General features: G+C 66.2%; 13 protein-coding genes. 7 read left to right on the top strand and 6 right to left on the bottom strand.

Annotation, left to right across the window (positions count from 1 at the left end):
* Positions 1-324: 324 nt before the first annotated feature.
* The 6 genes from F2P44_RS22740 to rsmB form a co-directional block, all read right to left on the bottom strand.
* Positions 325-582, bottom strand: a complete 258-nt coding sequence (locus tag F2P44_RS22740) for a BTH_I0359 family protein (RefSeq protein WP_054266260.1) — start codon at positions 580-582, stop codon at positions 325-327.
* A gap of 69 nt (positions 583-651) precedes the next feature.
* Positions 652-1032: a GTPase gene (locus F2P44_RS22735; protein ID WP_167089621.1), complete on the bottom strand. Its 381-nt coding sequence runs from the start codon at positions 1030-1032 to the stop codon at positions 652-654.
* Positions 1029-1748 carry a response regulator gene (locus tag F2P44_RS22730; RefSeq protein ID WP_054266258.1) on the bottom strand — a complete coding sequence of 240 codons (720 nt, stop codon included), beginning with the start codon at positions 1746-1748 and terminating at the stop codon, positions 1029-1031. The genes F2P44_RS22735 and F2P44_RS22730 overlap by 4 nt, the downstream gene beginning before the upstream one ends.
* Before the next feature lie 83 nt (positions 1749-1831).
* On the bottom strand, positions 1832-4117 hold the full coding sequence (locus F2P44_RS22725; protein WP_167089619.1) for a sensor histidine kinase: 2286 nt from the start codon (positions 4115-4117) through the stop codon (positions 1832-1834).
* Between the two features lie 3 nt (positions 4118-4120).
* Positions 4121-4696 (bottom strand): DUF4390 domain-containing protein, encoded by a 576-nt coding sequence (locus F2P44_RS22720; RefSeq protein WP_370662738.1) that lies wholly within the window; start codon positions 4694-4696, stop codon positions 4121-4123.
* A gap of 43 nt (positions 4697-4739) precedes the next feature.
* On the bottom strand, positions 4740-6161 hold the full coding sequence (gene rsmB, locus F2P44_RS22715) for a 16S rRNA (cytosine(967)-C(5))-methyltransferase RsmB (protein ID WP_167089617.1): 1422 nt from the start codon (positions 6159-6161) through the stop codon (positions 4740-4742).
* A 426-nt stretch (positions 6162-6587) separates the two neighbouring features.
* Between rsmB and argS the strand changes: the two genes are divergently transcribed.
* Genes argS through F2P44_RS22680 form a run of 7 tightly spaced genes read left to right on the top strand, consistent with a single transcriptional unit; the run spans position 6588 to position 12836 of the window.
* On the top strand, positions 6588-8297 hold the full coding sequence (gene argS, locus F2P44_RS22710; RefSeq protein WP_167089615.1) for an arginine--tRNA ligase: 1710 nt from the start codon (positions 6588-6590) through the stop codon (positions 8295-8297).
* A 24-nt stretch (positions 8298-8321) separates the two neighbouring features.
* Positions 8322-9008: an SPOR domain-containing protein gene (locus F2P44_RS22705; protein WP_167089613.1), complete on the top strand. Its 687-nt coding sequence runs from the start codon at positions 8322-8324 to the stop codon at positions 9006-9008.
* Between the two features lie 24 nt (positions 9009-9032).
* Positions 9033-9701 (top strand): thiol:disulfide interchange protein DsbA/DsbL, encoded by a 669-nt coding sequence (locus F2P44_RS22700; RefSeq protein WP_167089611.1) that lies wholly within the window; start codon positions 9033-9035, stop codon positions 9699-9701.
* Between the two features lie 19 nt (positions 9702-9720).
* Positions 9721-10503, top strand: coding sequence for an SDR family oxidoreductase (locus F2P44_RS22695; RefSeq protein ID WP_167089609.1), 783 nt, complete (start codon positions 9721-9723; stop codon positions 10501-10503).
* The gene (locus F2P44_RS22690) at positions 10500-11315 is read left to right on the top strand and encodes a biotin--[acetyl-CoA-carboxylase] ligase (RefSeq protein ID WP_167089607.1); all 816 of its coding nucleotides are present in this window, start codon (positions 10500-10502) and stop codon (positions 11313-11315) included. The genes F2P44_RS22695 and F2P44_RS22690 overlap by 4 nt, the downstream gene beginning before the upstream one ends.
* Position 11316: 1 nt before the next feature.
* Positions 11317-12069 (top strand): type III pantothenate kinase, encoded by a 753-nt coding sequence (locus F2P44_RS22685; RefSeq protein WP_167089605.1) that lies wholly within the window; start codon positions 11317-11319, stop codon positions 12067-12069.
* Positions 12063-12836, top strand: a complete 774-nt coding sequence (locus tag F2P44_RS22680; RefSeq protein ID WP_167089603.1) for an SPOR domain-containing protein — start codon at positions 12063-12065, stop codon at positions 12834-12836. Before F2P44_RS22685 ends, F2P44_RS22680 begins: the two co-directional genes overlap by 7 nt.
* The last annotated feature ends 11 nt before the right edge of the window (positions 12837-12847 follow it).

Genomic DNA, 12847 nt, shown 5'->3' with positions numbered 1-12847 from the left:
AACCCTTTGGCTTGGCCGCTGGCGGGAGGGATGCCTGACTGAACCCGGTTGACTCGGGCCGTGGCGGGAGGGATGCCTGACTGAACCCGGTTGGCTCGGGCCGTAGCGGGAGGGACGCCTGACTGAAGCCTTTGGCTCGGCCGGTGGCGGGATCGGCGCGTATCAAGGTGGCGCGAAGGAGTGGGAACGAGGCGCTACGCCGTCGCATGGCCTCTTCCTGGCATTCCCGCGCCAGACAGCCTGCCCCGCGCGGGAACGGGCTTTTGCCGGTAACAGCGCTGCGCTAGCGAGACCGCCAGCGACTGTCCCAGCACCAGCCCAATATTAGTGCAACAACACCGGTTGGCTCATCAGCGAGTCATACGAACCGAGGAAATCATCGATTTCTTCCATGGTGGGTTCGCTGGCGATCAGGTTGTTGACGTCGCGCCTGAATGATTGCGCAAGTTTGCCGCCGATAAATGCTTCACGGCGACCGGATTTGTCGACGATTTCATATCCGCCGAAGCGCAAGGCTTCGAGATTGTGATCGACGCCGAACTCGACCACGCTGTACTGTTCACTGTTGTAGATCATGTTCATGTTTGCTCCTTCACTCGATCAGACGTTCCACTGTGCTCATCAGGGCAGGTGGGGCTATGCGGACCGATTTCAAGTGTGCAGGTCCGCTGTCAGTTCCAACAGCTGATCGTATGGCGGGTCTTGCAGCCACGATCGCAACTGATCAAGGTGGTCCGTGGCGGCCAGCCCGATGAACAGTCGCTCGGGTCGCAGACGCAGGATCCGATTTAATGTTACACGCAAAACGAGATTACCGGTGCAGCACAGGCAGCCGGGCGCGATCCGCTGCACTTGCAGCGCGTGGGAGGGGGATAGCAGGGTCTGGCCGGACGCCAACCCTTCGAGCAGCACGGCGCACAGGCCGGCAGCCGGCGATGACGCAAGGCGCGCCGCGATGGCGGCCTCGCGCTGCGGCGCCGAGCCGCCCGTGACCAGGGTCAGGGCAGCCCTGCGCGCAGGCGCTGCGGTCATCCGTTCTTTTTAGCCAGCTTGCCCGGCTCGACGCCGAGTTGCTTGAGCTTGCGGTACAGGTGGGTGCGTTCGAGACCGGTTTTTTCAGCCACGCGGGTCATGCTGCCGCCCTCGCGCCCCAGATGATGCTCGAAATACATGCGTTCGAAGGCATCGCGCGCCTCGCGCAGCGGCAAGTCGAAACTCAGGTTGAAGCCATGCCCTTCCCCGTTCGGCAAACCGCCCATGCGCGGCGCGATGGCCGATTGCGGGGTTTGCGCCGAAAACATGGCCGAGGCCGTCATCGGGCTTTCCTCGGGCTGGGGGGCCAGCATCGGGCGCGGCGCGATCACCGGCGCGCGCACCACTTCCTGGGCCCGCGTGAGGCCCTGCTGCACCGCCTTGAGCAGCTTTTGCAGCGCAATCGGCTTTTCGAGGAAGTTGAGCGCCCCGATCCGGGTCGCCTCGACCGCCGTATCGATGGTCGCGTGCCCCGACATCATGATGACCGGCATGGTCAGCAAGCCGTCGCGCTGCCACTCCTTGAGCAGGGTGACGCCATCGGTATCGGGCATCCAGATATCCAGCAGTACCAGATCCGGTGCCCCCGCCGCGCGCGCGTCACGGGCCTGCTGCGCGTTTTCAGCGAGCGTGATTGCATGGCCTTCGTCGCCCAAGATTTCCGAGAGTAACTCGCGGATGCCCATTTCATCATCAACTACGAGAATGTTTGCCATGTGTTTGCCTTCCTCTTTTTGCCCGCTCCAATGGCATGCAGCGCATACCGCTCACAGCCGCGATTTTATTCTTAGTTCAACGCTTACGCCACAACGCTGGCCGGTGCTAACTTTAACAGTAAAATCAACACCGACGCGCCAGTTCCGTCACTGCGGTTCTGTATCTCGATCTTGCCGCCGTGTTCATCGACGATTTTCTTCACCATCGGCAGTCCCAGCCCGGTCCCGCGCACCTTCGACGTGACATACGGCTCGAATGCGCGCGACAGGATTTTAGGAGCGAATCCCGGCCCGTTATCGACAATCGCCAGCCGTACCGCGGTGCCGGCCCCGTTCGCGCCCTGGTAATGAATCGCCTCGGTCGTGATATCGATGCGCGCCGGCGCCGTGTCGGGAGCGCGCTCGCTCATCGCGTCCTGGGCATTTTGCAGCAGATTGTGGATCACCTGGCGCAATTGCGTCGCATCGCCCATCACCGATGGCAGGCCGGCGGCAAGCTCAGCATGAATAATATCGCTTTCGTCGCCGGATAGGTACATATGCAGGATTTCGCCGACCAGGGCATTCAGGTCGAGCTTGTCGAGCACCGCCGGCGGCGCCTTGGCATAGTCGCGGAAGTCATCGACCATGCGCTTCATGGCATCGACCTGGTTGACGATGGTCGCCGTGCCCTTGTTGAGCAGGTCGCGGTCTGTGCCTTGCAGGCGCGATTCGAGCTTCATCTGCATGCGCTCGGCCGACAGCTGGATCGGCGTGAGCGGGTTTTTGATCTCGTGCGCCAGGCGCCGCGCCACCTCGCCCCAGGCCATCGAGCGCTGCGCCGAAATCACATCCGAAATATCATCGAATACCACGATGTAGCCGCTGCCGGCGCCCACCGGCAGGCGCGAGCCGCGCGCCAGCAGGGTGATGTCATGGTCGTCGCTGGTGCCGAGCCGGCGCGGGATTTCGATCTGCTGCTGCCAGTGGGTCTGCTTTCGCGGCGAGCCGGCCGCGCTCTGCGCGCTCTGGGTCGAAAACGCCTTGGCGATGGCGGCCCCGAACGCTTCCAGCCCGTCGATGGCGGCCAGCGCCGTGCCCATGTGGCCGGCCACGTCGTGCTGCAGGATGCGCTCGACCGCCTCGTTGGAACTGACCACGTGCGAGTCGGCGTCGAGCACGATCACCCCGGCCGACATATTGTCCAGCACCGACTCCAGGTGCGCCTTGGCGCTTTGCAGGGCGGCGCGGTTGCGCTCGACCGCGCTGCGCGCCTCGAACAGCTGGCCGGTCATGGTGTTGAACGATTGCGTCAGCGTGCCCAGTTCGTCGGAGGTGGCCACGATCGGGCGCGGCGACAGGTCGCCCTCGGCCACCGCGCGCGTGCCCTCGGCCAGCACCAGCAGCGGCTGCGCCAGTTTGCCGGCGATCACAAACGCACTGGCGATCGCCCCGAAGATCGCCAGCAGCAGCGTCAACGTGAGCGTCTCGATATACATCTTGCGCAAGCCGGTGCGCGCCACGAAGCGCTCCTGGTACTCGCTGTAGGCGTTGCGCAGCACCTCGGCGTTGAGCGCCAGCTTGACCGGCACCGCCTGCATCAGCTGCAAAAAGCGCGGCGCGGCGCCCGGCGGCTCGGGAATGGCCAGCACCACGCGCAGGCGCAGGCTGGTGGCGCCGTCGAGCGCATTGGCACTGCCGCCGTGGATGCCATTGACATCCTTGAAGTCGCGCTCGACCCCGCCCTCGGCCACCGAATACCCGCCCGGCATCACCGCCTGCAGCAGCATGGCCGGCGTCGGCAAGTCGGCTTTCAGGTCGCGCCGCCCTTCGGCCGCGCTGGTGACCATGCGGCCATCCTGGCCCACGATGACGGCGCTGAGCATGCCCTCCTGCTCCTGAACCAGGCGCGTGAGGATATCGTGCGAAGCCACCACATCCTGGCCGGCGATGGTGGCCGCGCTGATCTCGCCGATGGCCCCCAGTTCACTGCGCGCCTGGTCGAGCGCGGCCACGCCCAGGCTCACGCCCGACTCCAGCGCCGCCTCGATCTTCACGTTGAACCAGGACTCGATCGAATTGGACACGAACTGCACCGACACCAGGAAGATGACCAGGCCGGGCAGGATGCCGATGCCGGCGAACAGGATCACCAGGCGCGCCATCAGGCGCGAGCCGAACTTGCCGCTCTTGTAGCGCGAATACAGGCGCGCCAGCGCCACCACCACGAATATCAGCAGCGCCCCGGCCACCGCCGCGTTCAGGCCGAGCAGCCAGGTGTAGTACCGGTCGAAGAAGCCGGAATTGTCGGACGCCGAGGCGAGCAGGAACAGCAGGATGCTGACGACGGCGGCGCCGACCATCACTGCATAGCGCAAGGCTTGATTCACCGCTTATTCCGCCGTGTAGGGGAAGGTCTTGTTCTTGGAAGCGAGGCGCCAGTCGGAATTATTCAGCGCATTGACCTGCATCGGCTTGGGCAGCAGTTCGCGGTCCATGAACATGCGCACGGTGGCGTTGTAGGTCTCGCCGCGCTTGAGCGCCCCCTTCGGCGCGATCACCCAGCGGCTGGGGCGGCGGATCAGCACCATCGCATCTTCCAGGGTGAGAAAACTCTGCGCCATGCTGCCCAGGGCCGACACATGGTACTGGCGCGTGAGCACGTTGTACCAGATGCGGATGGTCTGGCGCGCCGACACCGCCTTGTCGTCATACCAGTACCAGCGCGGGCGGGTCAGTTCGATTTCGGTGGTGAAGTACAGTTGCACGCCATGCTTGATGGCGTCTTCCAGCCCCTCGTTCAACTCGAAGGCATAGCTGGCCGCCAGGCGGTAGCCCTCGTCGCTTGCCTCGATATGCGCATGCGTGATGTCGACCACGTCCGCCGCCCACGCCGGCACGCACGCGCACGCGGACGCGAACATCAGCAGCAGCTGGCAGGCAAGAAGGCGGAAAAATCGTTGTGTCACAGGGGGGCCAGAATCTTAAAGGTTCGCATAGTCGAAGGACCCCTTACGTCGCGTTTTTTTGAAACAGGGCGTAGAACAATCCGTCATGATCCTGCACGGCGGTACCGGTCGGAAGCAACTGTCCCGGCGCGGCGAGGCGGGTCGCATTGTGGCGCACCTCGAATGCGGCGGCCTGCGCCTCCGATTCCTGGGGCCAGAGCGAACATGTCACGAACAGCAATTTACCATTCGGGCGCAGCATCTGCCAAAGGTTGTCGAGAATTTTGGCCGAAAGTGTTGCAAGTTGGAGTGCATCGCCCTTGCGCCGCAGCCAGCGGATGTCCGGGTGGCGCCGCACGATGCCCGACGCCGTGCACGGCACATCGGCCAGGATGCGGTCGTACTGCTGGCCGTCCCACCACACGTTGGTCTGCGCCTCGAAGGCTTTGAGCGTCGCGCTCAAGCCTAAGCGTTCCAGATTTTCGCCCACGCGCTCAAGGCGTTTGGGGTCCGAATCGAGCGCGGTCAGGTCCAGCTGCGCCAGTTCCAGCAGGTGGCACGTCTTGCCGCCGGGCGCGGCGCAGGCGTCCAGCACGCGCATGCCGTCCTGCACATCGAGCAGCGGCGCGGCCAGCTGCGCGCCGGCGTCCTGCACCGAGGCCAGGCCCTGGTCGAAACCGGGGATCAGGGCCACGCCGAGCGCCTTGTCGAGGCGCACGGCGGACGGCCCGATTTGCGCGGCGGCCATGCCTGCGTCGGCCAGCAATTGTATGTATGCCGCGACCGTGGTCTTGCGCACGTTCACGCGCAAGGTCAATGGCGGCTGGGCGTTGCCGGCCGCGAGGATCGCTTGCCAGTTGCCTGGATAGGCAGCCTTGGCGGCGTCGATCCACCACTGCGGATAATTCCATTGCGCCACCGGCTGCCTCAGCGCCGTCTCGAGCAACTCCTCGCGTTCGCGCAGGAAGCGGCGCAGCACGGCGTTGACCATGCCCTTGGCGTGCGCCATGTCCGGGTGCGAACTGGCCACGGTGACGGCCTGGTCGACGACGGTAAATACTTCATAGGGCGGCTCGGCGCCGTCCGGGGTATCGATCAGGGTCAGGGCGCAACACAGCAGGCTGGCCAGCATCGGCGGTTCCGGCGCCTTCGACGTCATCAGGCCGAGCAGGGTCTCGCTGCGGCCGAGCTGGCGCATGGTGCGGTAAGCGATATCCTGGATCGCCCCGCGCGCCTGGGGCGCGGCGGCGGTCACGCCGAACGCGGTCAGCAACGCCTGCGGCAAGGCAGCGCCGCCGCGCACCTGGGCCACGGCATTCGCCGCCCCGAGCAGGCACAGCGCGAGCGAATCGGGCTTCAGATCGGGGCGATAGCCGGGCTGCAGCACGGGCTTGACCTCGAAACTGGAGCGCATGCGCGGCGCCGCCGCTTTATCCGCCTTGGGCGCGGCGGGTTTGATGGAGAGCGTCGGGCGCTTGTTGGTCATGGTCAGGTCTGCTTTGCGCTACTTTATAAAGGTGCAATTGTACCGGGTTAGCCCCCGCACAGGCTTAAACGATCCTTTATGACAACACATTCTTCCAACGTCCAACGATTTCCCACCACAACCGGGGTCTGACCTCTGATTCGAAATATTTTTCCGTGAATCAACACTTTTGCATGTAAAAAAAGACCTCTCGGGCGTGTCCGCCTCGTGCGCTGCGGCCAAGTCGGCTTATTGCTGCCAAGGATGTAACAGACAACGTTTTCATTGCTAATCAGAGGTCAGACCCCGGTTCGGGGATTTTTTGGGAGTGTGGGGGCGCTATCGATGGCTTGCGAGGGCGGACTCAGAGGGGCGGCAAACCAGTATAATTGAGCTACTATTGCCCGTGGCACCGCCACCGCTCGACTACTCTACAGATCACCGCTCATGCTCGCCTCACAAAAACAAGAAATCGCCGCCCTGTTCCAGGCCGCCCTCGCCCCTGTCCTCGACGGTACCGGCATCGCGCCGTCTGTCGTCCTGGAGCGCCCGCGCGATCCGTCGCACGGCGACATCGCCTGCAATATCGCCATGCAGCTGGCCAAGCAGCTCAAGATGAATCCACGCGAGCTGGCCCAGAAAATCGTCGCCGCGCTGCTCGACAACCCGGCCGGCAAGACGCTCATCGACAGCGCCGACATCGCCGGCCCCGGTTTCATCAACCTGCGCGTGGCCGCCGCCGCCAAGCAGTCGGTGGTCAAGACCATCCTCGCCGAAGGCCAGGCCTACGGCCGCAGCGATGCCGGCGCCGGCAAGAAAGTGATCCTCGAATTCGTGTCGGCCAATCCGACCGGCCCGCTGCACGTGGGCCATGGCCGCCAGGCCGCGCTGGGCGACGCCCTCGCCGCGCTGTTCGATTCGCAAGGCTTCGCGGTCACCCGCGAGTTCTATTACAACGACGCCGGCGTGCAGATCGCCACCCTGGCCAATTCGGTCCAGGCGCGCGCGCGCGGCTTCAAGCCGGGCGACGCCGAATGGCCGGAGTCGGCCTACAACGGTGACTACATCGCCGATATCGCCACCGATTACCTGGCCGGCAAAACCGTCTCGGCCAGCGACGGCCTGCCCGCCACCGCCAGCGGCAAGGTCGACGACCTCGACTCGATCCGCCCGTTCGCCGTCACCTACCTGCGCAACGAGCAGGATATCGACCTGCAAGCCTTCGGCGTCAAGTTCGATAACTACTACCTCGAATCGTCGCTGTACGCCGACGGCAAGGTGGAAAAAACCGTCGAGGCCCTGATCAAGGCCGGCAAGACCTACGAACAGGATGGCGCGCTGTGGCTGCGCACCACCGACTACGGCGACGACAAGGACCGCGTGATGCGCAAGTCCGAAGGCGGCTTCACCTATTTCGTGCCGGACGTGGCGTACCACGTCGTCAAATGGCAGCGCGGCTTCACCCAGGCCATCAACATCCAGGGCAGCGACCACCACGGCACCATCGCGCGCGTGCGCGCCGGCCTGCAGGCGGTCGGCCTGGAGATCCCGCAGGGCTACCCGGACTACGTGCTGCACAAGATGGTCACCGTCATGAAAGACGGCGCCGAGGTCAAGATCTCCAAGCGCGCCGGTTCCTACGTGACGGTGCGCGACCTGATCGAATGGTCGGGCGACGGCGACATCGCCAGGGGCCGCGATGCGGTGCGCTTCTTCCTCATCTCGCGCAAGGCCGATACCGAATTCGTATTCGATGTCGACGTCGCCCTGAAAACGTCGGACGAGAACCCGGTGTATTACGTGCAGTACGCGCACGCGCGCATCTGCCGCATGCTCGAACAGTTCACGGGCGAGCTGGCGTCGCTGGCATCGGCCGACCTGGCGCCGCTCACCGCGCCGACCGAGATGACCCTGCTGGCGACCCTGGCCGCCTACCCGGAAACGCTGGCGCGCGCCCAGACCGAGCTCGGTCCGCACCAGGTGGCGTTCTACCTGCGCGACCTGGCCGCCAACCTGCACAGCTTCTACTTCGCCGAGCGCGTGCTGGTCGACGACCAAGCGCTCAAACTGGCGCGCCTGGCGCTGATGGTCGCCACGCGCCAGGTACTGCGCAACGGCCTGGCCATGATCGGCGTGTCGGCGCCGGAAAAAATGTAACCGCCACTTCGATTGAAAGCTCCAATGACACGCGATTCCCGCCCTCGGCTCAAACTACCGCTCAAGCACCAGCAAGGCAATACCCTCACCGGCATCGTCATCGGCCTGATCGTGGGCCTGGTGATCGCTGTCGCGGTCGCGCTGGCGATCACCAAGGGCGCCACGCCGTTCACCGATAAAACCGGCAAGGCCGGCAAGATGGGCGAGCCGACCGCCGGCCAGGCGGCCGATCCGAACAAGCCGCTGTACGGGAACAAGGAAGCGGCGCGCGCCGCCAACAAGCAGATCACCGACAAGCCCAAGGCCGCCACCCCGGCCGAAGCCGATCCGCTGGGCGCGGCCATCGCCAACATGAAGGAAAAGCCGGAGAAGCCGGCCCCCGCACCGGCACCGGCGCCAACCCAGGTGGCCGCCGCCCCCCACGCGCCAGCCCAGAACGTGGTCCCGTCCGCGCCTGCCGAAGCGGCCGAGGAAAAGATCACCTATTACCTGCAGGCCGGTGCCTTCCGCGAAGTGGCGGACGCCGAAAACACGCGCGCCAAGCTCGCCCTGCTCGGCTTCGAGGCCGTCATCAGCGAGCGCGCCAACGACAGCGGCGTGCTGCACCGGGTCCGCATCGGCCCCTACGGCCAGGTCGAAGCGATGAACAAGGCGCGCGCCAAACTGGTCGACGCCGGCATCGACGTCGCCATCGTGCGCAACCAGAAATAACCCACGACACCACGGAAAACCCGCATGCCTACTCTCTTCAAGATCATGCTCGCGCTGGCCCTGTGCAGCGCCGGCGCCCACGCAACGGCGTCGCCCGAGGCACCTGTCAGCGGCACCGACTACGTGACCCTGCCCGAGGCGCAGAACACCGACGCCGGCCAGAAAGTCGAAGTCACCGAATTTTTCGCCTACTACTGCCCTCACTGCGCCAGCTTCGAGCCGGCGCTGGCCGAGTGGGTCAGGAAGCAGGGCAACAAGATCGTGTTCAAGCGCGTCCACCTCGGCCACACCCCGGCCGTGGTGCCGCAGCAGCGCCTGTACTACACGCTCGAATCGATGGGCCTGGCGCCGCAGTACCACGCCAAGGTATTCAGCGCCATGCACGAACAGGGCAAGCGCTTCGGCAACGACGAACAGGTGTTCGACTGGGCCGCCAGCGCCGGCATCGAGCGCGCCAAATTCACCGACGCCTACCGCTCGTTCGGGGTCCAGGCCAAGCTCTCGCGCGCCAACGGCATGGTGGCGTCGTACCAGATCAAAGAGTGGCCGCAGGTGGCCATCGGCGGCAAGTACATGACCTCGCCCAACCTGGCCGGCGCCAGCGCGACCGCCGCGACCGAAGCGCAGCAACAGCAAATGGCGCTGCAAGTGATGGATCACCTGGTCGCCAAAGCGGCAGCGGAAAAGAAATAAGCATGCCGGCGCGCGCCCAATGAACCGCGTGTTCATCACCGGCGCGTCGAGCGGACTCGGTGCGGCGCTGGCGCGCGAGTACGCCGCGCGCGGCGCGAGCGTGGGCCTGGTGGCGCGCCGCCGCGACGCGCTCGACGCCCTGCGCGCGCAATTGCCGCACCCCGAACGCCATCTGGTATATGCGCTCGACGTCACCGACCGCGCCGCGCTGACGGCGGCCGCCCTTGATTTCATCGAACGCCAGGGCGGCGCCGATATCGTCATCGCCTGCGCCGGCATTTCGGTCGGCACCCTGACCGAATTTGCCGAAGACCTGCCGGTGTTCGACGCCATCCTCGCCACCAACGTCAGCGCCACCGTGGCCACCTTTGCGCCCTTCATCGCCACCATGAAAGCGCAGTCCACGCCGTGCCGCCTGGTCGGCATCGGCAGCGTGGCCGGTGTGCGCGGCCTGCCCGGCGCCGGCGCCTACAGCGCCTCCAAGGCGGCGCTGCGCGTGTATTGCGAATCGCTGCGGCTCGAACTCAAGCCGCACGGCGTCAAAGTGGTGACCATCGCGCCCGGCTACATCGATACACCCATGACCAGACATAACGCCTATCCGATGCCCTTCCTGATGTCGCCGGCGCGCTTTGCCGCCAGGGCCGCGCGCGCCATCGCCGCCGGCACCAGCTACCGCGTGATCCCGTGGCAGATGGGCGTGGTGGCCAAGCTGCTGCGGCTTTTGCCGAACTCCCTGTACGACCTGGCCTTCGTCAACGCGCCTCATAAGGCACGCAAGGCCCGCAAGGAAACGCCATGAACGATACCCTCGCCGCCCCGGCCAGCCTGGGCATGGATGCCGCCGCGATCGCCCTCCACGCCAGTGCGCCGGAGCTGGCCGGCATCGATATCGAAGTCGTGGCCGAAACCGGATCGACCAATGCCGACCTGCTGGCACGTGCCGCCGGTCTGCAACGCCCCGTGCTGCGCGTGGCCGTGCACCAGACGGCCGGTCGCGGGCGCGCCGGACGCAGCTGGCTGTCGGCGCCCGGTGCGGCGCTGACGTTTTCGCTGGCCTGGCATTTTGCCGGACCGTTGCGCGAGCTGGCCGGCTTGCCGCTGGCGGTCGGCGTGGCGCTGGCCGACGCCCTCGGCGCGCTCGGCGTGCCGGTCCAGCTCAAGTGGCCCAACGACGTGCTGCGCGACGGCGCCAAGCTGGCCGGCGTGCTGATCGAAACCCAGGCCGCACCCGCTGGCGGCGTGTGGGCGGTGATCGGGGTCGGCCTCAATCTGCTCATGCCCGATGAAATGGAACAGCGCATCGGGCGCAGCGTGGCGGGGGCCCCATGGCTGGCGCAGATGGAGCGCAATGCGCTCATGGCGCAGCTGCTCGGCGTGCTGGCCACGAACCTCGGCCAGTTCGCGCAAGGCGGCTTTGCGCCTTTCTGCGCGCGCTGGAACCGCCTGCATGCTTACCAGGGCCTGGCGGTCGTCATCATCGATCGCGACGTCACCCTGCATGAAGGCGTGGCCGCCGGCGTCGACGATGGCGCGCGCCTGCTGCTCGACACGGCCGGCGGACGCATCGCCATCGTCGCCGGCGACGTGTCGCTGCGCGTGCGGGAGCACTGAGATGCTGCTGCTGATCGACGCCGGCAATACGCGCATCAAATGGGCGCTGGCCGAGGACGGCGCCGCGCCCGGCACCTGGCTCGCCAGCGGCGCCGTGGCCCACGCCGACCTGAATCACCTGCCGGCCAGCTGGGCCCGGCACGGCGTCACGCGCGCGCTGGTGTCGAACGTCGCCGGCAGCAAGCTGCACGACCAGCTGCAACTGATGATTCCGACCACCGCGATCAGCTGGTTCGCATCGACCGCGCAACTGGCCGGCATGCGCAACGCCTACCGCAATCCGTCCCAGCTCGGGTGCGACCGTTTCGCCGCGGCGCTCGGCGCGCGTGCGCTGGCGCCCGGCCAGGCGCTCATCGTCGCCACCTGCGGCACCGCCACCACCATCGACGCGGTCAGCGCCGACGGCATGTTCCTGGGCGGGATGATCCTGCCCGGGCTGGGCCTGATGGCCACTTCGCTGGCGCGCAATACGGCGCAGCTGCCCCAGGTCGCGCCCGGCGCCACCCTGCCGGCCGGCTTTGCCGACAATACCGCCGACGCCATCCTGTCCGGCTGCCTGTCGGCGCAGGCCGGCGCCATCGAACGCGCCTGCGCGCTGCATGGCGCCAGCGCCTGCATCGTCTCGGGCGGCGCGGCCCAGTACATCGCTCCCGTGCTCAGGCTCCCGATCGAACACCGGATCGTCGATAATATCGTCCTGATCGGCCTTCATTCCACCGTCACGTCTTCGCCACTCCAGGATAGCCCGTGTTGAAATTCATATTTTGGACCCTCCTTGCCATCAATGCCGTGCTGTTCGCGTTCGGCCAGGGCATGCTCGGCAACTTCAGGGAAAACGAGCGCGAGCCGGGCCGCATGCGCAACCAGCTCGGCACCGAGAACATCAAGCTGGTCGCCGCCCGCCCGCCGGCGCCCGACGCGGAAGCGGCCGCGGACCCGGAGCCGGTGGTCGCGCCGCCGACACCGGTGCTGGTGATGGCCAAGCCGGCCGCGCCGGCGCCCGCCGAGCCGAAGCCGGAACCCAAACCGGAACCCAAGCCGGAACCGAAGCCGGACCTGGTTGCCTGCACATCGGTTGGGAATTTTGCGCAGGCCGATGCGCGCCGCTTCGAGGCCATGCTCGCGCCGCTGGCCCTGGGCCAGCGCCAGACGCGGGAAAACGTCGCCGTGCCCGAGGTGACCAGCCATATCGTGTTCATTCCTTCGCCCGGCAGCAAGGAAGCGGCCGACCGCAAGGCCGCCGAACTGAAGGAACTCGGCATCACCAGCTTCTTTATCATGAACGACAACAGCCCGATGAAGTATGCGATTTCGCTGGGCGTGTTCAAGTCGGAGACGTCGGCCCAGACCCTGCTGGCGACGCTGACCAAGCAGGGCGTGGCCGGCGCCAAGGTGAGCGGACGCACCAGCCAGGCGACCAAGATGGCTTACCGCTTCCGCGCGCTGGAACCGGCCGCCAAAGCCAAGGTCGATGCGATCGTGGCGCGCTTTCCGGGCCAGGAAACGCGCAGCTGCAAATAAGGCTGGCGGCC

It is taken from the genome of Massilia frigida, assembly GCF_011682175.1.
GTDB lineage: Bacteria > Pseudomonadota > Gammaproteobacteria > Burkholderiales > Burkholderiaceae_D > Telluria_A > Telluria_A frigida.
Note: the sequence above shows the minus strand (reverse complement) of the source record. Positions and strands in the feature narration are given on the sequence as shown.